This is a genomic window from Neorhizobium petrolearium (assembly GCF_029854435.1).
In the GTDB taxonomy this organism is placed as follows: Bacteria; Pseudomonadota; Alphaproteobacteria; order Rhizobiales; family Rhizobiaceae; genus Neorhizobium; species Neorhizobium petrolearium.
The window spans coordinates 4436334-4461291 of the sequence record NZ_CP123000.1 but is presented as its reverse complement, the minus strand read 5'-3'; the positions used below and the strand labels follow the sequence as shown (position 1 = coordinate 4461291).

The following is a 24958-nucleotide window of genomic DNA, read 5'->3' as shown; positions in this document are numbered from 1 at the left end:
GGAGTCGCGGGCATAAACCGCCGAACGGGGCGCTGAGAGGTGCTACCCAAAACTAAAACTCAAGAGGCAGCTTTCAGCGCCCCGTCCGAAACGAAGTACCGACCATCACCAAGGGGTGAGTCTATCCATCTGCGCCCACTGGTAATTTCCCCGCATTTCCGCCATATACGCCCCAAGAGACCGGCATTTTGCCCGGAATGGATTGAGCGTCATGGCAGATATGGTCGAATTCGCGAAGATGAACGGGCTTGGCAACGAGATCCTGGTCATCGACATGCGCGGCCGCACCGACAAGGTGACGCCGGAGGCCGCCATTGCTCTGAACGCCGATCCTGCCTCCCGGTTCGATCAGATCATGGCGATCCACGATCCGAAGGCGGAAGGCACCGATGCCTTTATCGACATCCTCAACTCCGACGGTTCCAAGGCGCAGGCCTGTGGCAACGGTACGCGCTGCGTCGTCCAGGCGCTTGCCGCCGAGACCGGCCGCAAGGCCTTCACCTTCCAGACGGTCGCGGGCATTTTGAACGCTCGGGAGCACGAAGACGGCACGATCTCGGTCGACATGGGCAAGCCGGTGTTCGAATGGAACCGCATTCCACTCGCGGAAGAATTCTTCGATACGAGCCGTATCGAACTGCAGATCGGGCCGATCGATCGGCCGGTGCTGCATTCGCCGTCGGTCATGTCGATGGGCAATCCGCATGCGATCTTCTGGGTCGATCGCGACCCGATGAGCTTCGATCTCGAACGTTTCGGCCCGCTCCTCGAAAACCACCCGATGTTTCCGGAAAAGGCCAATATCACGCTGGCGCAGGTCTCATCCCCCTCGTCGCTCCGCACCCGCACCTGGGAGCGCGCTGCCGGGCTGACGCTCGCCTGTGGTTCGGCGGCTTGCGCCTCTGCTGTGTCCGCCGCGCGCACCGGCCGCACCGGCCGCAAGGTGACGATCGATGTCGCTTCCAGCCCGGTCCGCCAGCCGCTCGTCATCGAATGGCGGGAAGACGACCATGTCGTGATGACCGGCCCGGCCGAATGGGAATGGTCCGGCAAGGTCGATCCTCAAACAGGCAGCTTCACACGAGACCAGGAGCGGGAGGCCGGGGTCAATTGAGCGGCGTCGATGTCATCACCTTCGGCTGTCGGCTCAACACCTATGAATCGGAAGTGATGCGGGCCGAAGCCGAAAAGGCGGGGCTCAACAATGCGATCCTCGTCAATACCTGCGCCGTCACCGGCGAGGCCGTCCGCCAGGCCCGCCAGGCGATCCGCCGCGCCCGGCGTGAAAATCCGCATGCCCGCATCATCGTCACCGGCTGCGCCGCCCAGACGGAAAAGCAGACCTTTGCCGACATGGCGGAAGTCGATGCCGTGCTCGGCAACGAGGAGAAGCTGAAAAGCGTGTCCTACCGTGCGCTTCCGGATTTCGGCGTCTCGGCGGAAGAGAAGCTGCGCGTCAACGACATCATGAGCGTCAGGGCCACGGCGCCGCAGATGGTCAGACATATCGACGGGCATGTGCGCGCCTTCATCCAGGTGCAGAACGGCTGCGACCATCGCTGCACTTTCTGCATCATCCCCTATGGCCGCGGCAATTCCCGGTCCGTGCCGATGGGCGCCGTGGTCGATCAGGCCCGCAAACTCGCTGAAAGCGGCTATCGCGAGATCGTTTTGACCGGCGTCGATGCCACCAGCTACGGCGCCGATCTTCCCGGCCAGCCGTCACTTGGCTATCTGGCGAAGACATTGCTGAAACAAGTGCCGGAGATTCTTCGCCTGCGTCTCTCCTCTATCGACAGCATCGAGGCGGACAAGCACCTCTGGGACCTGATCGCTGACGAGCCGCGTTTCATGCCGCATCTGCACCTTTCCCTGCAGCACGGCGACGACCTGATCCTGAAGCGGATGAAGCGCCGCCATTCGCGCGCCGATGCACTCGCCTTCACCGAACAGGCGCGGCGGCTCCGACCCGATATTGCTTTCGGGGTCGACATGATCGCGGGTTTCCCGACCGAAACGGAAGAAATGTTCGGGAATGCCGCGACGCTTGCGGAAGAGGCCGGTATCTCCTTCCTGCACGTCTTCCCCTACAGCCCGCGGCCCGGCACGCCGGCGGCACGCATGCCGCAGCTCGACCGGGCGCTGGTCAAGGATCGCGCAGCAAGGCTGCGTGCCCGTGGCGAGGTGCTGCATCGGGCACACCTTGATCGCATGGTCGGCACCGAGCAGTCGGTCATCATCGAGAACAATGGCATGGCCCATACCGAAAACTTTTCGCTGGTTACGGCACCCGGCCTTGTTCCCCGCGACTTCAAGCGCGTTATCATTACCGGCCATGACGGCAGACATCTGGACATGCAGGTGATGCCTGCCCTGGCGGCATAACCGGAACGGATTGATCTCTCATGGCATTGGGCTTCATCAAACGCGTTTTCACCTTCGGCAAGCCCGCCGAAGAGCAGGCACCTGAGGCTGAAAGGCCGGAAGACGTTGCAGCCGTAGAAGCGGAGCTCGAACCGAAATCCCGCGACGAAGACCTGCCGGTTTCGCCCGTCGATCCGGTGGCGCCAACGGAGATCGAGACGGCGGGTGGACCTGCGGCGGATAGCGTCGGCGAGGATGAGGCCCGGTCGGCTGCGCCTTCCGAACCGGAAGCGACCGAGGACGAGGATGTTTCTCCGCTCCTTCCCGCTGCGGAAGCCAATACCGATATCGGCGTGGTGCCGTTGTCGCTTCTTCAAGCGGAAGCCGAGGCTGAGGAAGAAGAGGTTGCATCTGCGGAAGCACCCCCCTCTGCCCTGCCGGGCATCTCCCCTTCAAGGGGGGAGATCACGGATGAGCCGCCTCATCCGGCATTGGACGAAACTGCCGCGGATTCGAAGCCTGCTTTAGGGCAGGGAGCGAGCCGCGACTCGATCTCCCCCCTTGAGGGGGAGATGCCCGGCAGGGCAGAGGGGGGTGCTTCCTCGGAAGATGAGGCTAGAGAAGCCCCCGTCCTCCCCAAAGGTTTTTCCGCTTCCCGCCCGGAACCCCCGCCCGCGCCGGTTGCTCTTCAACCAAAACTCACCTGGTTCCAGCGCCTGCGGGCAGGTCTTGCCCGCACCTCATCGCAGCTTACCGGCCAGATCACGGCGCTGTTCACCAAGCGCAAGCTGGATGAGGACACGCTGGAGGAGCTGGAAGACCTGCTGATCCAGGCGGATCTCGGCGTCGAGACGGCCATGCGCATCACCGGTGCGCTGTCCTCGGAGCGCTATGGCAAGGACGTCACCGGCGAGGACGTCTCGCGCATCATGGCTGGCGAGATCACCAAGGTCCTGTCTCCGGTCGCCAAGCCGCTACAGCTCGATCTCAATCACAAGCCGCATGTCATTCTCGTCGTCGGCGTCAACGGCACGGGCAAGACGACGACGATCGGCAAGCTCGCAGCAAAGCTCTCCGGTGCCGGCCTCAAGGTCATGCTTGCCGCCGGCGACACCTTTCGCGCGGCCGCAATCGAGCAGTTGAAGATCTGGGCGGACCGCACGGGATCGGAATTCATCGGCACCAGGCTCGGTGCGGATGCGGCCGGGCTTGCCTATGACGCCTACGAACAGGCGCGCGCCAACAAATCGGATGTCCTCATCATCGATACGGCCGGCCGGCTGCAGAATCGCACCGAGCTGATGGCCGAACTCGAAAAGATCGTCCGGGTGCTGGGCAAGCTCGATCCGGACGCGCCGCATACGGTTCTCCAGACGCTGGACGCCACGACCGGCCAGAACGCCATGCAGCAGGTGGAAATCTTCCGCAACGTGGCGGGCGTCAGCGGTCTCATCATGACCAAGCTCGACGGCACGGCGCGCGGCGGCATCCTGGTTGCCATCGCCGCCAAGCACAAGCTGCCTGTCTATTTCATCGGCGTCGGCGAGGGCGTCGACGACCTCGAACCGTTCGAGGCGCAGGATTTTGCCAGCGCTATTGCCGGTTTGACGCATTGATGACACAGAAAGACGATTTGGCTTTGCCGGTACGAGTTTAAAGTTGGAACCCATGCAGACGATTGAAAGCGACATCACGCCGACCAAGGAAGAAAAGCAGCATCCCATGCTGAAGCTGGCGCTCGAAATCGGCCCGCTTCTTGTCTTCTTTTTCGGCAACCTGCGCGGAGAATGGCTCGTCGCGAAATTCCCGGCGCTTTCGGCGATCGGCGGGCCGCTTCTCATCGCGACGGCCCTCTTCATGGTGGCGACCGTCATTTCGCTGGTCATCTCGAAGATCGTTTTCCATCACCTGCCGGTCATGCCCTTCGTTTCCGGCATCGTGGTCATGATTTTCGGCTCGCTGTCGATCTGGCTGCAGGACGAGACCTTCATCAAGATGAAGCCGACCATCGTCAATTCGCTGTTCGGGGTGACGCTGCTTGTGGGGCTGATGTTCGGCAAATCGTTGCTCGGCTATGTCTTCAACGCCGCATTCCAGCTTGACGAAACAGGCTGGAAGAAGCTGACGCTCCGCTGGGGCATCTTCTTCCTGTTCCTCGCCGTGCTGAACGAGGTGGTCTGGCGCAATTTCTCCGATGCGGTCTGGGTCAACTTCAAGGTCTGGGGCACGATGCCGATCACCATCGCCTTCACACTCGCCCAGATGCCGCTCATCATGCGGCACACAATTGCCGAGCCCGCTGTGGAAACCGAAAAGTGACGGCATTCGACCTTTCCTCCTCCGGCTCCTCGTCAAAGCGCTGGCTGCTTGCCGCGCTTATCCTCTTCTTGGGCCAGATTGCCATTCTCTACTGGATGGGCCGTATTCCGATTTGCGAGTGCGGGTTCGTGAAGCTCTGGGAAGGCGGGGTGAACACCAGCGGCAACTCGCAGCACCTGTCCGACTGGTACACGCCGTCCCACATCATCCACGGCTTCCTTTTCTACGGTCTCGGCTGGCTGATCCTGCGCCGCGCGCCACTCACCGGGCGGCTTTCGCTGGCGATCCTGATCGAGGCGGCCTGGGAGATTGCGGAAAACTCGCCGATCATCATCGATCGCTATCGTACCGCGACCATGGCGCTCGGCTATACCGGCGACAGCATCATCAATTCGGCGATGGACACCGTCTTCATGGTGATCGGTTTCTTCGCCGCCGCGCGCCTGCCGGTCTGGCTGACGGTCGTGATCGCGATCTTCTTCGAGCTGCTGACCGGCTTCATCATCCGCGACAACCTGACCCTCAACGTGCTGATGCTCATTTGGCCGGTCGATGCGATCCGCGAATGGCAGGCGGCGCTGCCCTGATCAGCTCTTGGCGGCTGTCGCCTTTTCGATCGCCGGCATGAGTTCCTGGGTCAGGCTGCGCTCGTCGAAAGGCCCGACGCGTTTGTAGAGGATCGTGCCGTCCGGCCCCACCAGATAGCTCTCCGGAATGCCGTAGACGCCCCAGTCGATCGCCGCCTTGCCGTTCGGATCGACGCCGATTGCCTTATAAGGATTGCCGAGTTCACCGAGGAAACGCAATGCGTTGTCATTGCGGTCCTTGTAGTTGATGCCGACGATATTCAGCCGGCTGTCATCGGCCAGGGCCTTGAGGATCGGATGTTCCTGCCGGCAGGGCACGCACCACGAGGCGAAGACGTTGACGAGCGTCAGCTTGCCGGTGATCGCAGCGTCGGTCAGAGCGGCCGTGTTCGAACCTTCGAGCGGTGGGAGCGAAAGTGACGGGGCTTTTTTGCCGATCAGCGCCGAGGGGATGGCGGAAATGTCGCGGCCGTTGACGTCCTGGTCGTAGAGCATCTTGCCGGCAACGCCTGCAAAGCCGAGGAAAACAATGAGCGGGATCAGCGCCAGCGCGTAGCGTGCGAAGCCTTTGCGCTGTACCGGCTGGTTTTCGGTCTCGACGCTCATGATGCGTCACCCTTCGCCAGGTCACCCTTGGGCTGTGCTGAACGGCGGCGGATACCGGAGGCTTCGAGTTCCGCCAGTTCCTTCTGCCGGGCGCGGCCGTCAAGCCATACCCAGCCGATCAGACAGAGGGTAATCAAGGCGGTGACCGCATAGGACATGGAGATGTAGAACGTATGCGTCATCATCTTTAAGCCTCCCGTCCGGCCATGCGCGCCGCCATGCGGCGCTGGGCGGCAATGCGCCTGCGCCAGATCTCGTTGCGCATCGCCATCACATGCAGGGTGAAGAAGAGCAGCGTAAAGGCAATGGCCATGATCAGCAGGGGCCATAGAAACTCCGGATCGATGGTCGGGCCATCCATGCGGACGACGCTCGCCGGTTGGTGCAGCGTGTTCCACCAGTCGACCGAAAACTTGATGATCGGAATGTTGACGAAGCCGACGAGGATGAGAACGGCGGAGACGCGCGCGGCCCTGGAGGGATCGTCCATGGCGCGGTTCAGCGCGATCAGGCCGAGATACATGAGGAAGAGCACGAAGACGGAGGTCAGCCGCGCATCCCAGACCCACCAGGTGCCCCACATGGGCTTGCCCCAGAGCGAGCCGGTGGCGAGCGCAATCAGCGTGAAGGCGGCGCCGAGCGGGGCGGCCGCCTTGTGGCTGACGTCGGCGAGCGGATGGCGCCAGACCAGCGTGCCGATCGCCGAAGCGGCCATAACCGTGTAGCACATCATCGACAGCCAGGCGGCCGGCACATGGATGTACATGATGCGCACCGTCTGGCCCTGCTGGTAATCGCCTTCCGTCGTGAAGCTCAGATAAAGCCCTATGGCAAAAAGGATCGCCGTGATCGACGCCATCCAAGGCAATATCCGGGCCGCAAGTGCCAGGAAGCGTGTCGGATTGGCGAGATCGCTGAACTTGGTGATGGCGAGGCTTTCTGACATGGAATCTTTCTAAACTGCCATAGCGCTAGATGTCTTGATTCTAGTCAATCGCCGGCATTCTTCAACGCCAGTGCCGCACCGAGCGGGCCGAGAACGGCAAAAAACATCGTGATCGCCACTAATATCAGGAAAGGCGGCATAAACGGGGCAGGATCCTCGACCGCCGCGTAGGAAGCGCTGACACCGAAGATCAGCACCGGGATAGCAAGTGGCAAGACGAGGATCGAGACAAGCAGGCCGCCGCGGGGCAGTGCCACCGCGACCGCGGCGCCGACCGCGCCAATGAACGTGAGTGCCGGCGTGCCGACCAGCAGCGTCAGCATGGTGGCGCCGATCGCCATTTCGTTCATGTTCATGAAGAGACCGAGCAGCGGCGAGGCGATGACGAGTGGCAGGCCGTTGCCGAGCCAATGTGCCAGGCATTTGACGAGCACCGTCAGGACCAGCGGGTGCTCCTGCATCAGCAGGAGGTCGAGAGACCCATCTTCTCGATCGGTCTGGAACATGCGGTCGAGGCCTAAAAGGGCGGAAAGCAGTGCGCCGATCCAGACGATCGCCGGGCCGATGCGCGACAAGAGATTGAGGTCCGGGCCGACGCCGAAGGGGATGACGGCGACCACCGTCATGAAGAACAAGACGCCGATCAGCGCCCCTCCGCCGGCGCGCACCGAAAGTTTCAGGTCGCGGAGAAGGAGGGAGATCATGGAAAGCGCTCCGCCATTGCTCCTGGCCCTTCGCTTCGTCTCATGGCGTTCGGCGCTGCAATCGATTCACTGGATCGATTGCTCTGCACCGCAGATCGCGTCTCACTCCCCTCTGCCCTGCCGGGCATCTCCCCCTCATGGGGGGAGATCGGCAAGACGCACAGGCTTCCCAAAATGTCGATCGTATTCAACACCGCTTCGGCAGCCGAAAGCCTGTGTTTGGGCCGAGACTTCGCCGCTATTCGATCTCCCCCCTTGAGGGGGAGATGCCCGGCAGGGCAGAGGGGGGTAACGAGGATATGAAGAGGGAAGTAAAAGGCCATCACCACATCCCCTCCATCACACCCGTAAATCCTGTCATCGGCAGTTCTTTCGCATTCTCCAGCCCTAGCGGCTGGTGGGTCGCGGCGAGCACGATGCCGCCATCGGCCAGGTGCGCCTTGATCAGGTTCGTGAAGACGCTTTCGGCGTTCACATCGAGTGCCGCGGTCGGCTCGTCGAGGATCCAGACCGGCCGATGAGCGACAAGCAGCTTGGCGAAGGCCATGCGGCGCTGCTGTCCCGCCGAGAGGTAACCGAAGGGAAGATGGGTGATGTCGCCGAGGCCGACGGCTTCCGCCGCTTCACTGATGGAGACCCCCTGGCCGCCCTCGAAATCGCCGAGGAACTCCTTCCAGAAGGAGAGGTTTTCAAAGACCGAGAGTTCCGCCTTCATGGCGTTGCGATGGCCGAGATAGTGGCAGGCCTCGGCCGCGCGCATCCCTGATTCGGCTGCGTCGGAATGCCATGTCACCCGACCGGTTTCGGGATGCAGCAATCCCGCCACCACCCGCAGCAGGGTTGATTTTCCGGACCCGTTCCGCCCTGTCAGAACAAGGCTTTCACCGGTCCCCAGGTTAAAAGAGATGCCCTTGAAAATCAGGTCCTGCCCGCGTCTGGCGCTCAAATTTTCGGCCGTCAGCCGCATGTCGGAGACCTTCGTTCGGGTTTCGCTCGCCCCTATCCAAAAAATTGTTCGAGATGGGGCTTCAAGTGTCTGGAACCCTTCTTAGAAATTATCTATAAGCACTGCAACCACGCCAGCGGCCGGCGTGATTTCCATCTTGCGCCGAACCTGAAGACCCACAAATCTTCTCGTGCGGACAGCGGAAATGGTCGCACCCGCATCCTGATGTGCATGAAGTGCATAGGCGTCCGCACGCGCGTGTTGGCTCTATATCAGCGGGGTTGTTTTCCGTGACCAAATCTCTCGACAGCTTCAATTGTCGTTCCGTCCTGACCGTGGGCGGCAAGGACTACGTCTATTACAGCCTGCCCAAGGCAGAGCAGAACGGTCTTCCGGGCGTCTCGAAGCTTCCCTTCTCCATGAAGGTCCTTCTCGAGAACCTGCTCCGCTTCGAAGACGGCCAGTCCGTCACCAAGGAACAGATCCTCGCTGTTGCCGAATGGCTGAACAACAAGGGACAGACCGAAGCCGAAATCGCATATCGCCCGGCCCGCGTGCTAATGCAGGATTTCACCGGCGTTCCGGCGGTGGTCGACCTTGCCGCGATGCGCGACGGCATCAAGGCGCTCGGCGGTGATCCGGAAAAGATCAATCCGCTCGTTCCGGTCGATCTCGTTATCGACCACTCGGTCATCGTCGATGAATTCGGCACGCCGCAGGCCTTTGCCCGCAACGTCGAGCTGGAATACCAGCGCAACGGCGAACGCTACCGCTTCCTGAAATGGGGCCAGCAGGCGTTCAAGAATTTCCGGGTCGTTCCGCCCGGCACCGGCATCTGTCACCAGGTCAACCTCGAATATCTCGGCCAGACCGTCTGGACCAAGGAAGAGGATGGCGAAACGGTCGCCTATCCTGACACCTGCGTCGGCACCGATTCGCATACCACGATGATCAACGGCCTCGGCGTTCTCGGCTGGGGTGTGGGTGGTATCGAAGCAGAAGCCGCCATGCTCGGCCAGCCGGTCTCGATGCTGCTGCCGGAAGTCATCGGCTTCAAGCTGACCGGCAAGCTGAAGGAAGGCGTCACCGCGACCGACCTCGTGCTGACCGTCGTGCAGATGCTGCGCAAGAAGGGCGTGGTTTCGAAGTTCGTCGAATTCTTCGGCCCGGGCATGGACAACATGCCGCTCGCCGACCGTGCCACGATCGGCAACATGGGTCCGGAATACGGCGCGACCTGCGGCTTCTTCCCGGTCGACGGCGAAACGATCAACTATCTCAACATGTCCGGCCGCACGAAGGAGCGCATCGCGCTCGTCGAGGCCTATTCGAAGGCGCAGGGCATGTGGCGCGAGGGCGACGGTTCCGACCTCGTCTTCACCGATACGCTGGAACTCGACCTCGGCGACGTCGTGCCGTCGATGGCCGGCCCGAAGCGCCCGGAAGGCCGCATCGCGCTCGAAAACATCGCGTCCGGCTTTGCCGGTTCGATGGACACCGACTACAAGAAGCCCGGCCAGCTCAATAACCGCTATGCGGTCGAAGGCACCGACTTCGATCTCGGGCATGGCGATGTGGCGATTGCCGCCATTACGTCCTGCACCAACACCTCCAACCCGTCGGTGCTGATCGCTGCCGGCCTTCTCGCCCGCAATGCGGTCGCCAAGGGCCTCAAGACCAAGCCCTGGGTCAAGACTTCGCTGGCGCCCGGATCCCAGGTCGTCGGCGAATATCTCGCGAAGTCCGGCCTGCAGGCTGATCTCGACAAGCTCGGTTTCAACCTCGTCGGGTTCGGCTGCACCACCTGCATCGGCAATTCCGGTCCGCTGCCGGCGCCGATCTCCAAGACGATCAACGACAAGGGCCTCATCGTTTCGGGCGTGCTCTCGGGCAACCGCAACTTCGAAGGCCGCATCTCGCCGGACGTCCAGGCGAACTACCTTGCCTCGCCGCCGCTCGTCGTCGCCTATGCGCTCGCCGGCACGGTGCAGAAGGACCTGACTTCCGAGCCGCTCGGCGAAGACCAGAACGGCAAGCCGGTCTACCTCAAGGATATCTGGCCGACCTCGAAGGAAGTGCAGGAATTCATCCTGAAATACGTCACCCGCGAACTTTACGAAACCAAGTATGCCGACGTCTTCAAGGGCGATGCAAATTGGCAGGCGGTCAACGTTCCTCCGGGGCAGACCTATGCCTGGGACGACGACTCGACCTATGTCCAGAACCCGCCCTACTTCGTCGGCATGGGCAAGAAGGGCAGCGGCATCAAGGACATCAAGGGCGCCCGCGTCCTCGGTCTCTTCGGCGACAAGATCACCACCGACCACATTTCTCCGGCCGGTTCGATCAAGGCCGCTTCGCCCGCCGGTGCCTACCTTACCGAGCACGGCGTCGCGGTTGCCGACTTCAACCAGTACGGCACACGGCGTGGCAACCATGAAGTGATGATGCGCGGCACGTTTGCCAATATCCGCATCCGCAACCACATGCTCGGCCCGAACGGCAAGGAAGGTGGCTACACCATCCACTATCCGTCGAAGGAAGAGATGTCGATCTATGACGCGGCCATGAAGTACAAGGCTGAGGGCGTTCCGCTCGTCATCTTCGCCGGCGTCGAATACGGCAACGGGTCGTCGCGCGACTGGGCGGCCAAGGGCACCAACCTGCTCGGCGTCAAAGCGGTCATCGCCCAATCCTTCGAGCGCATCCACCGTTCGAACCTGGTCGGCATGGGCGTCGTACCCTTCGTTTTCGAGGAAGGTACGACCTGGGCAAGCCTTGGTCTCAAGGGCGACGAGACGGTCACCATCGAGGGCCTGGAAGGCGACATCAAGCCGCGCGAGTGGAAGACCGCCAAGATCACCTACGGCGACGGTACGGTGAAGGAGATCAACATCCTTTGCCGCATCGATACGCTCGACGAGGTCATCTACATGAACAACGGCGGCATCCTGCAGACCGTTCTTCGCGATCTTGCCGCCTGATCTTGTCGGATGGTCACCCGCCGGCGAAGGTCGGCGGGTGAATTGCGGAAGAGTGTAGATTCCCACTCAAATCCCCTCACCTGCGATTTCCAGCACTTAGCTTTCAGCTAAGATGTTGAAATCGCTTTCTCTCCCCAAGGGGAGAGATCGGGATGCCGCGCTGCCACGAGTCTACCTCTCCCTTGGTGGGAGAGGTTACAAAATCAAGAGCTTAGCGTAGCTAAGTCTTAGATTTTGTTGATGAGGGGGTAAGCCCTACCTCCAATACATGTGTCGCCTCTCATCCAGGTGAGACTCGCTAACTTAAGGTTCCGCCCTTGACCGTCGTCATCCTCATTGGAATGGCCGTCATCGTTTTCCTGACATCGCTGCTTTCGGGGATTTTCGGAATGGCGGGCGGGCTGATCCTGCTTTGGGTGCTGCTCTTCCTGTTTCCCGTCGGGACCGCAATCGCCATCCATGGCGTCATCCAGATGGTGTCCAACGGCTCGCGCGCCTGGTTCTCCCGCGCCTATATCGACTACAGGATCCTCGGTATCCTCGGCCTGGGCCTCGTCATATCGAGTATCATCCTTTTGATCGTCGACTATCAGCCGGATATCATCGTCGTATCGATCGCGATCGGCCTGATGCCGATCCTCGTCTGGCTGCCGGTCTCGAAGCTGCAACTCGATGCGTCCAAGCCTCACCACGCCCTCATCTGCGGGTTGATCGCCGGAGCATTGACCGTGGGCGTTGGCGTTTCCGGTCCGACGATCGACATCTTCTTCATCCGAACGATGATGGACCGGCGCAAGGTAATCGCCACCAAAGCCGCGGTGCAGGTCGCCTCGCATGCAACAAAGGTGGCGTTCTACTGGAACGCGGCAACCGCACTGCCGCCGACCGACTGGATCTCGATCCTGATCGCCGCGCCAATCGCCATCCTCGGCACGCGCGCTGGCAACGACATCCTGCAGAGAATGACGGATCAGAATTTCCGCGCCTGGACGCGCTGGATCGTCACCGGCATCGGAGCCGTCTATTTCACCCAAGGGCTGCTGAAACTGATCTGACTTTGCCGGGACCTCTGGAGGAAGGTGTGGCATGCCCACAATCGCCGCTGACAAAGCCGATCAATTATCCGGTCCTCACCCCTTCGTGACTTTCTCTTGAGGGGGCGGGACGGTTACCTTCCGCCATCCGATCCTCCAGGCCATTCGATTGTTCTTGATCACCAGGGGCAATCGTGGATAACAGTTGCCCTGATAAAAAGGTCTGCCACCCATGCTGTTCCGTCTCCGCTCCATTATCGTGCTTGCGGGCCTGCTTTATGCGGGCGTCGCTCCGGCGGGGGAGGTAAGGGCGCCGAAGGGCGTGGTCGAACTTTTCACGTCTCAAGGTTGTTCCTCGTGCCCTCCGGCGGACGCCACTTTAGGTGAGCTGGTGGCGCAGGGCGATATCATCGCGCTCTCCTATCACGTGGACTATTGGAACTATCTCGGCTGGACCGACACGTTGAGCTCGAAGGAAAACACCGAGCGGCAATACGGCTATGCCAAGACATTCGGCCGCAGCGGCGTTTATACGCCGCAGGCGGTCATCAACGGTCGGGATCACGTCAAGGGCAAGGATCTCTCCATCATAAACGGCAAGGTGAAGGAACTCCGCGAGACGGACAAAGGGCTCATCGTACCGGTCACGGCTGCCATGCGCGGCGACGAGATCGAGATCGAGATCGGCGGAGGCAAGGGGCAGGCCGATGTCGTCGTCGCCTATTTCACAAAACGTCAGCAGGTGGAAATCACAAAGGGCGAGAACAGCGGCAAGACCATGGACTACTGGCACAGCGTCTATGACGTGCAGTCGGTCGGGACGTGGAACGGCCAGAGCATGAAACTCACGCTGCCGGGCAAGCTGATGGGCAAGTCCAAGAAAGACGGCTGCGCAATCCTGTTACAGACGTCCGGTCCGGGTGGTGAGCCGGCGGCAATCCTCGGCGCAACGATCCTGATGGCCGGCCGCAAGAAATACTGACCGCGAAGCGGTTCGTCGGCTCATTGTGCTTTTCGGAATAAGGTGTCGGCGGCCCGGTCCAGGAACATTGGGGGGCTGGGGGTAAGGGTCAATGCACCAGACCGGGCCATATGGCGCTGAAATCGCGCCAACCAACGCGGAGCAATCTCGCTTCGAAATCGGGCACTGTTTTGTTCGAAATGGGGCAAGAATAAAAACGTATGAACGCGCATGAGGCTGGCTTCGGCCCGGGGTTGATTTTTTAAGGCTCTCGGGCACACTGTCACATCTCCGACATCTAGTGATTTGGGAGCCTTGATGACCGATCAGCCGGAATTGCCCGGGGGAGAAAGATCCCAGGATGCACCCGTCGTCGTCAATCTCAGCGAATACCGGCAGAGCCGCGATCCCGTTCCGGTGACGTTTCATCGGCGCGAGCTTGACGCGATCTTAAAAATCTACGGCCGCATGGTCGGAGAAGGGGAGTGGAAGGATTACGCGATCGACCACCTCAAGGATCGGGCGGTCTTTTCCATCTTTAAACGGTCGGGCGAGACGCCGCTCTTCCGGATCGAGAAGAATCCCAAACTGGCCAACAAGCAGGGCGCCTACTGTGTGCTCAATACGCACGGTATGACCCTGAAGCGCGGCCACGAACTGCCGCAGGTCCTCAGGGTCTTCGACAAGATGCTGAAGCTCATCGACTGATCTATTCGGTGAAGAGCGTCCCGGGATAAACAGCCGGGTCGGGGCTGGTCGTGGTACCTTCGCCCAGTGCAATCTGCATCATTACCGTGTCCAGCCATCTGCCGTGCTTGAAGCCGGTGCCCTTGAGCGTGCCGGTCAGTTCGAAGCCGAGGCTTTGATGCAGTGCTACGGAAGCCGGGCTCGCGCCACCGATGACGGCCACCATCTGCCGGAAGCCGAGAGCGGTGCAACGGGCGAGCAGTTCTCGCAGAAGCGCCTTTCCCACGCCCCGGCCACGGGCTGCCGGAGCGAGGTAGATCGAATCCTCCACCAGCCAGCGATAGGCGGGGCGGGTCCGGAAGGCCGAAGCGTAGGCATAGCCGAGAAGCGTGCCTTCCTCATCTTCGGCGGCGATATAGGGATAGGCCCTGGCCCTGATCGCCTCGTAACGGCTCGTCATCTCGGCCTGGTCGGGCGGGATGATCTCGTAACTCGCGATGCCGTTCAGCACGCTGTCGCGATAGATTTCGGTGATGGCGGGAAGATCGGCTTCTGTAGCGTCGCGGAGGCGGAAGGTCATTGGCGGGCGGGTTTGTGGAAGGTGACGATCGAACCTATGCCGAGGCGCGCGAGCGGGCAATAAAAAAGCGGCCCGCCGGGCCGCTTTTTCAGTTCTTGTTCCACGCCGTTATTCTTCGCGATTGCCGAGGAACTGCAGCATGAACATGAAGAGGTTGATGAAGTCGAGGTAGAGCGTCAGGGCGCCCATGATCGCCTTGCGGCCCATGACTGCGACCTCGTCGCCGTCGTAGTACATTTCCTTGATCTTCTGCGTATCGTAGGCGGTAAGACCTGCGAAGATCAGGACGCCGATCACCGAGATGGCAAAGCCCATCGCAGATGACTGCAGGAAGATGTTGACGATCGAGGCGATGATCAGACCGAAGAGGCCCATGATCAGGAACGAGCCGAAGCCGGACAAACTCTTCTTGGTCGTGTAGCCGTAGAGCGACAGGGCGCCGAACGAGGCCGCGGTGACGAAGAAGGTCTGGACGATGCTCTGGCCGGTGAAGACTAGGAAGATCGAGGACAGCGACAGGCCCATCAGCGCGGCATAGATCCAGAAGGTCATCTGCGCAGCCGGGACGCTCATCTTATGGACGCGGAAGCTCAGGAAGAAGACCATCGCCAGCGGAGCCAGCATGACCACCCACTTGAGCGGAGAAGCATAGAGAAGCTGGGCGAAGGCCGGATTGGAAACCGCCAGAGCGTAGGTGCCATAGGCAGCTACACCGGTGATCGCCAGACCGAGAGCCATCAGGTTATAAACCCTGAGCATGTAGGCGCGAAGGCCTTCGTCGATCATGGCACCGGATTGGGCGCGGGTCTGCGCCATTCGGTTCTGGTAGTTGTTGAAGTCAGCCATTGTTTCCTCTTTAAGCTCCGGAATTATTCACGGTGTCGGGCCCCCTTTTTCAACAGACCCAGGCGCCGCTGCGGAGCTCCAGCAAGCCTGCTGTCAATATGATGTGAGATCGATTTACATACAAGAGGCGTGAGAAGCGAAAACGCAAACCAAAGCGGCGATTTAGCAACCTATGGGACGCTTTGACAGTAATTTGATCCGAGAGTTAACGGAAAATGCTACCGATGCTTGAATCAGAGCTCCCGAAGGACCGGCGCGGCCTTTTGGCCGAGGATGCGCCAGGTGCCTGCAAGCCCGATTCCGACCGTCAGGACCAGTGAGACAACGAGCGTGACGACTGCGACATCGGGCAGGAAGGCCGACGGTATCTTCATGATGCGGCTCACGACGAACCAGGCAGAGATGCCGCCGGCGAAAAGGGCGAAGACGGCGGTCGCGGCGCCCAGGATCATGTATTCGTAGCTGAAGGCGCGCATCAGCATGTTACGGGTGCCGCCGAGGGTCTTGAGGATGACGGCATCATGGGTGCGGGCCCGGTTGCCCGCGGCGAGGGCGCCGGACAGAACCAGGACCGAGGCGATGAGCGCGACAGCCGCTGCGGCGCGGATCGCCGTCGCCAGCTGACCGACGAGCCGGTCGACAATGTCGATCGCGTCCTTCACCCTGACGCTGGTGATGGTCGGATAGGCATTGGTCACGGCCCGGAGGATAGAGGCCTCCTGCTGAGCCGTGGCGGAGGGATCGGTCAGCGTGGCGAGCCAGGCATGCGGAGCGCCACGGAAGGTATTGGGCGAGAAGACCATCACGAAGTTGATGGAGAGCGATTCCCATTCCACCTGGCGTAAATTGGCGATGCGAGCCGTGATGTTGCGGCCGAGTACATTGACAGTGACGGTGTCGCCGAGCTTCAGGCCGAGTTCGCCGGCTTCTTCCGCCGAGAAGGAGACGAGCGGCTCGCCGGAGTAATCGGCCGGCCACCACTCGCCTGCCGTCAACGTCGAATTATCGGGCAGCTTTTCCTCGTAGGTGATGCCGCGGTCACCGCGCAGCACCCAGCGCCCGGCGGGCGGCACATTCATCTGCGTCACGTCCTGACCGTTGAAGGCAAGAATGCGGCCGCGCAGCATCGGCACCTGGGTCACTTCTCCTTCAGGCATCTGCTGTTTCAGGATATTCAGGAAACCATCCCGTTCGGCCCCCTGAATATCGACGAAGAAGAAGTTCGGCGCCTGCCGGGCGATCTGGCCTGTGAGCTGCCGGCGCATGTTGCCGTCGATCAGCGCCAGCGTCACGAGGAGGGCAAGACCGAGACCCAGCGACAGGACGACGGAGGGCGTGAGAGCGCCGGGCCGATGGATATTGCCGATCGCAAGCCTCAGGGCCGGCGAGTTCACGCGCGGGCTTCTTCTCGCGAGGGTGGCAATGAGGACGGCGACGAGACGAAGCAGAATGAAAGCGCCTGCCACCGCGGCCAGGAAGACCGAGGCGATGAACCTATCCTCGGCCGAGGCGATCGAAAGCGCGGCGAGGGCAGCCAGCGCCAGACCCGCGGCGATAATATAGGGCCAGGAGGGCAGGCGTGTGTTGTCGAATGTCTGTTCGCGGAAGAGCGCTGTTGCGGGCACTTCACGCGCATGACCAAGCGGCAGTATCGCGAAGGCGAAGGTGATCAGAAGGCCGAAGAGAGCGGCGAGCGCCAGCGCCGACGGATAGAAGGTCGTCTCCTTCGGTACGGGCAGAACGCCTTCCAGGAATTGCAGCGCAACAAAAGGCGCAACTGCACCGATGACAAGCCCGATGACGATGCCGATCCCGGCAAGAGCCAGGATCTGGATGAGATAGATCAGCGTGACAACCGGAGCCGGTGCGCCCAGGCACTTGAACGTCGCGATCGTCGTGCGCTTCGCATCGAGGAAGGCCCGCACGGCATTGGCCACACCCACGCCTCCGACGATCAGGGCGGTCAGGCCGACGAGCGTCAGGAATTGCGAGAAACGGTCGACATTCTCGGTCAGCGACGGCGCCGCACGATCGCTTACACGTATCGACCAGCCAGCGCTTGGGAACTCCTGGTTGGCACGAGCCTGAAGCGTCGAACGCGTGGATGGATCGTCGAGCCGCACCTTATAGGCATGTTCGACAAGGCTGCCGGTGGTGATCAGGCCAGACGCAACGAGCGCATCGCGGCTGACGAGCAGGCGCGGCGCAAAACCGAAGCCGTCGGAAAGAGCATCGGGCTCAGCGGTGATGGTGCCGCGCAAGGTCAGCCTGGTATTGCCGAGCAGGATCTGGTCGCCGTCCTTGATGCCGAGGCGCTCCAAAAGCAAAGGAGCGGCCAGCGCGCCGAACGCGTCACCGTTCTTTGCAAGGAGATCGACAAGCGGCGCCGACGGTTCGGAACCGAAGGTGCCGTATAGCGGATAGGCGTTGTCGACAGCTTTCACCTCCACCAGAGCCTGATCCGAACCGTCCGGCTTGCGTGCCATGGAGCGCAGGCTGGTGGAAACGGAGACCTGGCCGAGGCTATCGAGGAAGGCGCGCTCCTCGCCCGTCGCTTCCCGATTGTTGAGTTCGAAGCGGACGTCTCCTGCCAAAATCTCCTGGCCCTGGCTTGCGATGGCGTCCGTAATGGCGCGCGAGACGGAATTCACCGCGGCAATCGCGCCAGTGCCAAGCGCGATGCAGGCGAGGAAGATATAGAAACCCGCCAGGCCGCCGCGCATTTCCCTGAGCGCCAGGCGGAAGGAAATGGCAATGCGGGGGAGTGTGCGTCTCATGCGGAAACCGCCTGCACCGGAACCTGAGGCACCGTATCTGCGACGATCTCGCCGGAACGGACACGGATCTGCCGCGAGCAGCGGGCCGCAAGCGCATTGTCGTGGGTGACGAGCAGCATGGTCATGCCGCGTTCGGCCTGCTTTGCAAAGAGGAGATCGGCGATCTGCCGCCCGGTCTCGGTGTCGAGATTTCCGGTCGGTTCGTCGGCGATCAATACGGCAGGCGAAGGCGCCAGCGCCCTGGCGATCGCCACGCGCTGCTGTTCGCCGCCCGAAAGCTGGCCCGGATAGTGGGTCAGCCGCTCGCCGAGGCCTACGGCGGTCAGCTCCCTTTTGGCGGTATCGAATGGGTTCTTCACATTGGCGAGTTCGAGCGGCACGGCGACATTTTCCAACGCCGTCATGTTGGCGATCAGATGAAAGGACTGGAAGACGATGCCGATATTGCGGCCACGAAAGTCGGCCAGAGCATCCTCGGACAGCCTGTGGAGAGCAACGTCGTCGATGAATATTTCACCACTGTCCAGGCGCTCCAGGCCGGCCAGAACCATCAGAAGCGTCGACTTGCCGGAGCCTGAAGGGCCGACAATTCCCACCGCTTCGCCGGCACGGATTTCAAGGTCGATCTTCTTCAATACATGCACGGAGGCTGCCGCACTACCCAATGTCAGGTCAGCCTTCTTCAGCGTGATGATTGTTTTAGTCAAAGCGAACCGTCCTATATTAGCCGTGAAGCTGAACCCGAATGCCGCGTTGCGGTAGCGTCCAATCTAGGAGACGGATCGTGAGTTTTAAAGCAAGCCTCCTTCACTTCATCGTCATGTTCACGCTCTGCTTTGCCGTAATTCCGGCGGCCGCACAGGATACCGGAGGTCGGAGCGAGCCGATCCAGCTTGTCGGCTTCGGGGACAGTCTGATGGCCGGATATCAGCTTGCTCCTCCCGAATCCTACACGGCGCAGCTCGAGGCAGCGCTGAAAGCGAAAGGCCATGATGTCGCCGTCACCAATGCCGGCGTTTCCGGCGATACGACGTCCGGCGGACTTTCCCGTATCGACTGGTCGGTGCCGGACGGGACGGATGGCGTGATCCTGGAGCTCGGCGCCAATGACGCCTTGCGCGGGATTTCCCCGGAGCAGTCGGAGAAGAATCTCGATGCGATCCTCGCGCGCCTCAAGGAGCGGAACATTCCGGTTTTCCTGGTCGGCATCCTCGCTCCACCGAACATGGGTGGTGATTATGCGGAACGCTTCAATCCGATCTACAAGCGGCTTGCCGACAAATATGAAATTCCGCTTTATCCCTTTTTCCTCGATGGTGTGACCACGGTGGAGGGCATGCAGCTTGACGATGGCATGCATCCGAACGCCAAAGGGGTTTCGGTGATGGTCGAGAAGACGATCCAACCGGTCGAAAGCTTCCTGGGGGAGATCAAGGCTAAACGAAAATAATATCTTGCACGGAACCCTGTTGCGTGATTCGCTGTTAGCATCTGCAAGAGATTCGAGGAGGTCCCCATGCCGAGACTTTTCACCGCCCTCGAAATTCCGCGCAATGTGGCCATGAGCCTCTCACTTCTGCGCGGCGGGCTTCCCGGGGCCCGATGGATCGATGTCGAGAATTACCACATCACGCTACGCTTTATCGGCGATGTCGATGGACGCACGGCCGACGAGATTGTTGACCGGCTGGATCGGATCGACAGGCCGGAATTCCAGGCGACGCTGACGGGGATCGGTTCCTTCGGTTCCAAGAAGCCGCATTCGATCTGGGCCGGCGTTGCTCCTTCGCCGGAAATGTATGCGCTCCAGGCGGAAATAGAGCGGATCTGCCAGCGGATCGGCCTGCCTCCCGATCCGCGCAAGTTCATGCCGCATGTGACGCTGGCGCGGCTCAAGAATTGCCGTCTGGACGATGTGGTGCATTACCTCTCCGGCCGCGGTAATTTTTATACGGCGCCCTTCACCGTCGGGCGTTTTGTGCTGCTCTCATCGAAAGAATCAGTCGGTGGCGGCCCCTACCTCACGGAAGAGGTTTTCCCGCTGCGGGAGGTTGGCTACAGTCACGCCTATAGTGCCGATCTGGAGCCGGTGAAAGGCCTCCTTTAATTTGAACCGGAATGGCTCAACAGCCACTCGAAGGTGGGCGCGCTCCTGACCGCACACGTGGCGGGAAGCCTGCCCGATCGCGATCGCAAACTTGCCTGCGCGATGGACAATGCATCCTTCCGTCGCAATTGAACTTCACCGTCCAGCTCCCATATTGAGGCATGCGTTGAGCGAACGGAGCAGATATGGACGACGTGAAGATCGGCGAGATTCTCTTGCCGGGCGACGAGGATACGCAGAACCGCCAGGAGCGGCAGGTGCGCGCCAAATTCTGGCCAACCCTCAAGCGGGCTGTCCGGCAAATACCGCTCAGCCGCGACCTGATTGCCGCGTACTATTGCGCGATCGATCCCCGGACACCGGTACGCGTGCGTGGTGTGCTGCTCGCCGCACTCGCCTATTTCGTTCTGCCGGTCGATTTTCTGCCCGACTTTTTCGCCGTGGTAGGATTCACCGACGACCTCGCGGTGCTGGCCGCAGCCTTCCGGATGATTCAGGGGCACATCGCCGACCGGCACTATGAGGCCGCCGATCTGGCCCTCACGGATGATCCGGATGTAACTGCCGGACCTGCGGCGGATGGTCGCAGGTAGCCTTGTATTTTCTATGACGGCTCTTCCAGCGCCCTTCGAAGGCGTTCGAAGGCGAGCCTGATTCGCGATTTCACGGTGCCGAGCGGCAGGCCGGTGGAAGATGCGATTTCCGAATGGGACTGGCCGAGGAAGAAGGCCGCTCGCACAAGTTCCATCTGCTCGTCGGGAATTTTGGAGAGTGCTGCGCGCACGCGCGCATCCCGCTCCTCCCTTTCAAAAAGGGTATCGACACCCGGCGCCTCGGTGACGAGAAACAAGGGTTCATAGGCGTCCATCCGCTGATGTCTGGCGCGGCGTTCCGTATCGATGCGGCGATTGCGTGCGATACGGAAAAGCCACGTAGACAAGGAGGATTGGGCCGGGTCGTAGAGGTGGGCACGGTGCCAGAGGATGGTCATCACTTCCTGCACCAGTTCTTCCGCTTCATCCGGCTTCATCGCGCGTTTGACGAGCCAGGACTTCAGACGCGGCGCAAAATAATCAAACAGCGCCGCGAAAGCCATCTGATCGCGCTCACAGGCCACTGCCTTTGCCAAGCTGACGAAGTGGTCTTTCTTGTCCAGGTCCATTTATTCTGCGCAAACTTTCTGATGAGATTCGCGTCATATTCGACCATTCTAATGTCATTGGAACAATTAGGAAAAGGACAAACTCTTGCCCCAATCCTTGTGTCACTGGCATCGACGAAACGCACGAAATTCCCCGCCGGGTAAGGGGTCGGGGGCCATTGCGAGGAGAGAGAAACCGCGCATGGGTAAAGGGGCGGATTGGGACATTCATCGAATTCCGACGGCGCGATTGACGGTTTGGTAACCAGAAACAAGTCAAAATGGGCCGAATCAGGATCATGCCTGGCAAGGCTTGCCCGCTCGGGCCGTTGTAAGAAGACAAAACCGGCAGGAGACCATGTCTGTAAGAATAATTGTAACCGCATTGGCACTGACGCTGGCTAGCGCCGGCATCGCTTCAGCCCAGACGCCCACCCGCATACAGCAGTTCAAGGCATGGGGTGCCTATTCCTACAAGTCGGGCAGCAGCACCGTCTGCTACGTGCTTTCGGTTCCGACCACCAAGGAACCGGCTGCGGTCGATCATGGCGATATCTTCTTCATCGTGTCGCAGCGCCCTGGCCAGAACATTTCCTACGAGCCGCAGGCGATGATGGGGTATCCGCTGCAGGCGAATTCGAAGGTCAACGTGACGATCGACGGCAAGAATTTCGTGATGTTTACCAAGGACAAGGCTGCCTGGGTCGAGAATGCGGCGGAAGAGCCGGCGCTGGTTGCGGCGATGAAGACAGGTCACAACATGAGCGTGAGTGCGGTCTCCGGCCGCGGCACCAAGACCTCCTATGCCTATTCGCTGTCGGGCATTTCCGCCGCGCTGAAGCAGATCGAATCCTGCAAGTAAGTCCGCTTCCGTGCTATTCCATGAAGGCCGGTCATCGATCGGCCTTTCGTATTTCTCAAGAATAGTGACGCGGCGGCAATTTGATGATAAAGCCCCGCCTCAACAATGGTGCGGCGCTTGAATTGCCTTCCGGACCAATCCAGATTTCACAGACAGACATGCCTTTCCTCTTCCTGCAGGAGCGCGGGACGGGGTGATGTATTCGATGGGATAACAAGATGTCGGTTTCCGAGGCCGTGATGGCCCCCCTCAAGACGCCGCTCGTGCCGCGTCCGGACCTGATGAGCGGCAAGCCCTCGCTGATCGGGCTGACGCGCGAGGCGATGGCGGACGCGTTGAAGGAAAAGGGCGTGCCGGAAAAGCAGGTGCGCATGCGGGTCAGCCAGCTCTGGCACTGGCTTTATATCCGCGGCGTATCTGACTTCGATGCGATGACCAATGTCGCGAAAGACATGCGCGAAATGCTGAAGGCACATTTCACCATCGCGCGTCCGGAAATCGTCGAGGAACAGGTCTCCAACGACGGCACCCGCAAATGGCTCCTACGTTTTCCGCCACGGGGGGCAGGCCGCCCGGTGGAGGTCGAGACCGTCTACATCCCGGAAGAAGGCCGGGGCACGCTCTGCATATCGAGCCAGGTCGGCTGTTCGCTGACCTGTTCCTTCTGCCATACCGGCACGCAGCGTCTGGTGCGCAACCTGACGGCGGAGGAAATCCTTGCCCAGCTTCTGCTCGCGCGCGACCGGCTCGGCGATTTCCCGGGTACGGATACGCCGCCTGGCGCATTCGTGCCGACCGGCGAGCGCAAGATCACCAATATCGTCATGATGGGCATGGGCGAGCCGCTCTACAATTTCGAGAACGTCAAGACGGCGCTGCTGATCGCGACGGATGGCGACGGGCTGTCGCTGTCGAAGCGGCGCGTCACGCTCTCGACCTCCGGCGTCGTGCCGGAAATCTACCGGACCGGCGAGGAGATCGGCGTGATGCTGGCGATCTCGCTGCACGCCGTGCGCGACGAACTGCGCGACATGCTGGTGCCGATCAACAAGAAGTATCCGCTGAAAGAGCTCATCGAAGCCTGCCGCAGGTATCCGAGCCTGTCGAACGCCCGCCGCATCACTTTCGAATACGTGATGCTGAAGGATGTCAACGACAGCCTGGAGGACGCCAAGCTGCTGGTGCAACTGCTCAAGGGCATTCCGGCCAAGATCAACCTCATTCCGTTCAATCCCTGGCCGGGCACGAACTATCAGTGTTCCGACTGGGCGCAGATCGAGAAATTCGCCGACTTCATCAACCAGGCGGGGTACGCCTCGCCGATCCGCACGCCGCGTGGCCGGGATATCCTCGCCGCCTGCGGCCAGTTGAAGTCGGAATCGGAACGCATGCGCAAGACCGAGAGGCTTGCCTTCGAGGCGATGATGATCGCCGGCCATGGCGAGGATGAAGAATAAGCCGGATTGACGGTTACTTGGGCCCCGTCGATTGATTTTGGCGCTTCCTTTTCCTAAAAGCGCTGAAATCTAAACGGAGGACATCCCATGCGTTCGGTTCTGCTTGCCTTTGCCGCCACTCTGGCGGTCTCTCTGCCGGTTCGGGCGGAAAATGTTACGGTTGCGGTGACGGCGATCGTGGAACATCCAGCACTTGACGCGACGCGCGATGGCGTGCGGGATGCACTGGCCGCAGCCGGCTACAAGGACGGCGAAAACCTCAAGTTCATGTATGAATCGGCGCAGGGCAATCCGGCTACGGCTGCGCAGATCGCCCGCCAGTTCGTCGGCGAAGATCCGAACGTGATCGTTCCGATCTCCACCCCCTCTGCGCAGGCGGTTGTATCCGCCACCCGCGATATCCCCGTGGTCTTCACGGCTGTTTCCGATCCGCTGGCTGCGCAGCTCGTGAAGGACATGGAAAAGCCGAGCGGCAATGTGACCGGCCTTTCGGACATGTCTCCCGTAGGAGAGCATGTCGCCCTGATCAAGGAGATCCTGCCCGAAGCGAAGACCATCGGCTATCTCTACAATTCCGGCGAGGCCAATTCGGTGGCACTTCTCGCCGTGATGAAGGTGGAAGCCGAAAAGGCGGGTCTGAAGATTGTCGAATCCGCGGCCACCAAGTCGGCCGAGGTGCAGGGTGCTGCCCGCGCTCTGGTCGGCCGCGCCGATGCGATCTACATTCCGACCGACAACACGATCATCTCCGCGCTGGAAGGCGCAGTCGCCGTTGCCCAGGAAAGCAAGCTGCCGCTTTTCACGGCGGATACGGATTCCGTCTCGCGCGGCTCGCTGGCGGCGCTCGGCTTCAACTACTACGATGTCGGCAAGCAGACCGGCGAACTGGTCGTGCGCGTCCTCAAGGGCGAAAACCCGGGCGATATCCCGGTTAAGGTCGCCAGCGGCAGTGATCTGGTCGTCAACAAAAGCGCCGCGGCAAAGATGGGCGTCACGTTGCCGGAAAGCGTTCTTAACCGGGCGAGCCGTGTGATCGAGTAAGTTCGCGCC

At 61.0% G+C, this 24958-nt stretch carries 25 protein-coding genes; 15 read left to right on the top strand and 10 right to left on the bottom strand.

Features of this window, described 5'->3' with window-relative positions; genetic code table 11:
- Window positions 1-211: 211 nt before the first annotated feature.
- The 5 genes from dapF to QEO92_RS21655 are packed head-to-tail and all read left to right on the top strand — an operon-like array spanning window position 212 to window position 5270.
- Window positions 212-1114: a diaminopimelate epimerase gene (dapF, locus tag QEO92_RS21675; RefSeq protein ID WP_227704383.1), complete on the top strand. Its 903-nt coding sequence runs from the start codon at window positions 212-214 to the stop codon at window positions 1112-1114.
- Window positions 1111-2385 carry a tRNA (N(6)-L-threonylcarbamoyladenosine(37)-C(2))-methylthiotransferase MtaB gene (gene mtaB, locus QEO92_RS21670; RefSeq protein WP_227704382.1) on the top strand — a complete coding sequence of 425 codons (1275 nt, stop codon included), beginning with the start codon at window positions 1111-1113 and terminating at the stop codon, window positions 2383-2385. The genes dapF and mtaB overlap by 4 nt, the downstream gene beginning before the upstream one ends.
- Window positions 2386-2405: 20 nt before the next feature.
- Window positions 2406-3980, top strand: a complete 1575-nt coding sequence (ftsY, locus tag QEO92_RS21665) for a signal recognition particle-docking protein FtsY (protein ID WP_227704381.1) — start codon at window positions 2406-2408, stop codon at window positions 3978-3980.
- Between the two features lie 52 nt (window positions 3981-4032).
- Window positions 4033-4683: a septation protein A gene (locus QEO92_RS21660; protein WP_227704380.1), complete on the top strand. Its 651-nt coding sequence runs from the start codon at window positions 4033-4035 to the stop codon at window positions 4681-4683.
- A gap of 44 nt (window positions 4684-4727) precedes the next feature.
- On the top strand, window positions 4728-5270 hold the full coding sequence (locus tag QEO92_RS21655) for a DUF2585 domain-containing protein (RefSeq protein ID WP_244446965.1): 543 nt from the start codon (window positions 4728-4730) through the stop codon (window positions 5268-5270).
- Here QEO92_RS21655 and QEO92_RS21650 read toward each other — a convergent pair whose 3' ends face one another.
- From QEO92_RS21650 to ccmA, 5 genes are all read right to left on the bottom strand, one after another.
- Complete coding sequence (locus QEO92_RS21650; protein ID WP_037156686.1) at window positions 5271-5876, bottom strand: DsbE family thiol:disulfide interchange protein; 606 nt, start codon at window positions 5874-5876, stop codon at window positions 5271-5273.
- A complete protein-coding gene (gene ccmD / locus QEO92_RS21645) occupies window positions 5873-6058 on the bottom strand; it encodes a heme exporter protein CcmD (protein WP_037157268.1) in 186 nt (61 codons plus the stop codon). The genes QEO92_RS21650 and ccmD overlap by 4 nt, the downstream gene beginning before the upstream one ends.
- A gap of 5 nt (window positions 6059-6063) precedes the next feature.
- Window positions 6064-6822 (bottom strand): heme ABC transporter permease, encoded by a 759-nt coding sequence (locus tag QEO92_RS21640; protein WP_227704379.1) that lies wholly within the window; start codon window positions 6820-6822, stop codon window positions 6064-6066.
- Window positions 6823-6866: 44 nt separating this feature from the next.
- The gene (gene ccmB, locus QEO92_RS21635) at window positions 6867-7526 is read right to left on the bottom strand and encodes a heme exporter protein CcmB (RefSeq protein WP_227704378.1); all 660 of its coding nucleotides are present in this window, start codon (window positions 7524-7526) and stop codon (window positions 6867-6869) included.
- A 322-nt stretch (window positions 7527-7848) separates the two neighbouring features.
- A complete protein-coding gene (gene ccmA / locus QEO92_RS21630) occupies window positions 7849-8493 on the bottom strand; it encodes a heme ABC exporter ATP-binding protein CcmA (protein WP_037156692.1) in 645 nt (214 codons plus the stop codon).
- Window positions 8494-8762: 269 nt separating this feature from the next.
- On the opposite strand from ccmA, the gene acnA reads away from it, so the two are divergent.
- From acnA to QEO92_RS21610, 4 genes are all read left to right on the top strand, one after another.
- Window positions 8763-11456 (top strand): aconitate hydratase AcnA, encoded by a 2694-nt coding sequence (acnA, locus tag QEO92_RS21625; protein ID WP_037157272.1) that lies wholly within the window; start codon window positions 8763-8765, stop codon window positions 11454-11456.
- A 317-nt stretch (window positions 11457-11773) separates the two neighbouring features.
- A complete protein-coding gene (locus QEO92_RS21620) occupies window positions 11774-12511 on the top strand; it encodes a sulfite exporter TauE/SafE family protein (protein WP_200884000.1) in 738 nt (245 codons plus the stop codon).
- Window positions 12512-12722: 211 nt separating this feature from the next.
- On the top strand, window positions 12723-13472 hold the full coding sequence (locus tag QEO92_RS21615; RefSeq protein WP_037156694.1) for a DUF1223 domain-containing protein: 750 nt from the start codon (window positions 12723-12725) through the stop codon (window positions 13470-13472).
- Window positions 13473-13769: 297 nt separating this feature from the next.
- Window positions 13770-14159 carry a DUF2794 domain-containing protein gene (locus QEO92_RS21610; RefSeq protein WP_210053518.1) on the top strand — a complete coding sequence of 130 codons (390 nt, stop codon included), beginning with the start codon at window positions 13770-13772 and terminating at the stop codon, window positions 14157-14159.
- Window position 14160: 1 nt separating this feature from the next.
- Here the strand turns inward: QEO92_RS21610 and QEO92_RS21605 are convergent, their stop codons facing one another.
- The 4 genes from QEO92_RS21605 to QEO92_RS21590 form a co-directional block, all read right to left on the bottom strand.
- Complete coding sequence (locus QEO92_RS21605) at window positions 14161-14718, bottom strand: GNAT family N-acetyltransferase (protein WP_227704377.1); 558 nt, start codon at window positions 14716-14718, stop codon at window positions 14161-14163.
- Between the two features lie 108 nt (window positions 14719-14826).
- Window positions 14827-15564 carry a Bax inhibitor-1/YccA family protein gene (locus QEO92_RS21600; protein WP_037156701.1) on the bottom strand — a complete coding sequence of 246 codons (738 nt, stop codon included), beginning with the start codon at window positions 15562-15564 and terminating at the stop codon, window positions 14827-14829.
- Between the two features lie 233 nt (window positions 15565-15797).
- Window positions 15798-18341, bottom strand: a complete 2544-nt coding sequence (locus QEO92_RS21595) for an ABC transporter permease (RefSeq protein WP_227704376.1) — start codon at window positions 18339-18341, stop codon at window positions 15798-15800.
- Window positions 18338-19048, bottom strand: a complete 711-nt coding sequence (locus QEO92_RS21590; protein WP_037156705.1) for an ABC transporter ATP-binding protein — start codon at window positions 19046-19048, stop codon at window positions 18338-18340. The genes QEO92_RS21595 and QEO92_RS21590 overlap by 4 nt, the downstream gene beginning before the upstream one ends.
- A gap of 77 nt (window positions 19049-19125) precedes the next feature.
- Here QEO92_RS21590 and QEO92_RS21585 point away from each other — a divergent pair, with 77 nt between their 5' ends.
- From QEO92_RS21585 to QEO92_RS21575, 3 genes are all read left to right on the top strand, one after another.
- Complete coding sequence (locus tag QEO92_RS21585; RefSeq protein ID WP_037156706.1) at window positions 19126-19791, top strand: arylesterase; 666 nt, start codon at window positions 19126-19128, stop codon at window positions 19789-19791.
- A 66-nt stretch (window positions 19792-19857) separates the two neighbouring features.
- Window positions 19858-20448 carry an RNA 2',3'-cyclic phosphodiesterase gene (thpR, locus tag QEO92_RS21580; protein ID WP_037156708.1) on the top strand — a complete coding sequence of 197 codons (591 nt, stop codon included), beginning with the start codon at window positions 19858-19860 and terminating at the stop codon, window positions 20446-20448.
- 185 nt (window positions 20449-20633) lie between these two features.
- Entirely contained in the window at window positions 20634-21041 is a 408-nt protein-coding gene (locus QEO92_RS21575) for a YkvA family protein (RefSeq protein WP_037156710.1), read from the top strand.
- A gap of 11 nt (window positions 21042-21052) precedes the next feature.
- Here the strand turns inward: QEO92_RS21575 and QEO92_RS21570 are convergent, their stop codons facing one another.
- A complete protein-coding gene (locus tag QEO92_RS21570) occupies window positions 21053-21610 on the bottom strand; it encodes a sigma-70 family RNA polymerase sigma factor (protein ID WP_037156713.1) in 558 nt (185 codons plus the stop codon).
- 337 nt (window positions 21611-21947) lie between these two features.
- On the opposite strand from QEO92_RS21570, the gene QEO92_RS21565 reads away from it, so the two are divergent.
- From QEO92_RS21565 to QEO92_RS21555, 3 genes are all read left to right on the top strand, one after another.
- On the top strand, window positions 21948-22451 hold the full coding sequence (locus QEO92_RS21565; RefSeq protein ID WP_227704375.1) for an invasion associated locus B family protein: 504 nt from the start codon (window positions 21948-21950) through the stop codon (window positions 22449-22451).
- A 218-nt stretch (window positions 22452-22669) separates the two neighbouring features.
- Window positions 22670-23908, top strand: a complete 1239-nt coding sequence (gene rlmN, locus QEO92_RS21560; RefSeq protein WP_463139868.1) for a dual-specificity RNA methyltransferase RlmN — start codon at window positions 22670-22672, stop codon at window positions 23906-23908.
- Window positions 23909-23995: 87 nt separating this feature from the next.
- Complete coding sequence (locus QEO92_RS21555) at window positions 23996-24949, top strand: ABC transporter substrate-binding protein (protein ID WP_227704374.1); 954 nt, start codon at window positions 23996-23998, stop codon at window positions 24947-24949.
- Window positions 24950-24958: the final 9 nt, after the last annotated feature.

Coding starts and splice junctions, on each gene's coding strand:
- dapF (WP_227704383.1), top strand. CDS start 212: ATGGCAGATATGGTCGAATTCGCGAAGATGAACGGGCTTGGCAACGAG.
- ftsY (WP_227704381.1), top strand. CDS start 2,406: ATGGCATTGGGCTTCATCAAACGCGTTTTCACCTTCGGCAAGCCCGCC.
- QEO92_RS21660 (WP_227704380.1), top strand. CDS start 4,033: ATGCAGACGATTGAAAGCGACATCACGCCGACCAAGGAAGAAAAGCAG.
- QEO92_RS21650 (WP_037156686.1), bottom strand. CDS start 5,876: ATGAGCGTCGAGACCGAAAACCAGCCGGTACAGCGCAAAGGCTTCGCA.
- ccmD (WP_037157268.1), bottom strand. CDS start 6,058: ATGACGCATACGTTCTACATCTCCATGTCCTATGCGGTCACCGCCTTG.
- QEO92_RS21640 (WP_227704379.1), bottom strand. CDS start 6,822: ATGTCAGAAAGCCTCGCCATCACCAAGTTCAGCGATCTCGCCAATCCG.
- ccmB (WP_227704378.1), bottom strand. CDS start 7,526: ATGATCTCCCTCCTTCTCCGCGACCTGAAACTTTCGGTGCGCGCCGGC.
- ccmA (WP_037156692.1), bottom strand. CDS start 8,493: ATGCGGCTGACGGCCGAAAATTTGAGCGCCAGACGCGGGCAGGACCTG.
- QEO92_RS21615 (WP_037156694.1), top strand. CDS start 12,723: ATGCTGTTCCGTCTCCGCTCCATTATCGTGCTTGCGGGCCTGCTTTAT.
- QEO92_RS21610 (WP_210053518.1), top strand. CDS start 13,770: ATGACCGATCAGCCGGAATTGCCCGGGGGAGAAAGATCCCAGGATGCA.
- QEO92_RS21605 (WP_227704377.1), bottom strand. CDS start 14,718: ATGACCTTCCGCCTCCGCGACGCTACAGAAGCCGATCTTCCCGCCATC.
- QEO92_RS21600 (WP_037156701.1), bottom strand. CDS start 15,564: ATGGCTGACTTCAACAACTACCAGAACCGAATGGCGCAGACCCGCGCC.
- QEO92_RS21595 (WP_227704376.1), bottom strand. CDS start 18,341: ATGAGACGCACACTCCCCCGCATTGCCATTTCCTTCCGCCTGGCGCTC.
- thpR (WP_037156708.1), top strand. CDS start 19,858: ATGCCGAGACTTTTCACCGCCCTCGAAATTCCGCGCAATGTGGCCATG.
- QEO92_RS21575 (WP_037156710.1), top strand. CDS start 20,634: ATGGACGACGTGAAGATCGGCGAGATTCTCTTGCCGGGCGACGAGGAT.
- QEO92_RS21570 (WP_037156713.1), bottom strand. CDS start 21,610: ATGGACCTGGACAAGAAAGACCACTTCGTCAGCTTGGCAAAGGCAGTG.
- QEO92_RS21565 (WP_227704375.1), top strand. CDS start 21,948: ATGTCTGTAAGAATAATTGTAACCGCATTGGCACTGACGCTGGCTAGC.
- rlmN (WP_463139868.1), top strand. CDS start 22,670: ATGTCGGTTTCCGAGGCCGTGATGGCCCCCCTCAAGACGCCGCTCGTG.
- QEO92_RS21555 (WP_227704374.1), top strand. CDS start 23,996: ATGCGTTCGGTTCTGCTTGCCTTTGCCGCCACTCTGGCGGTCTCTCTG.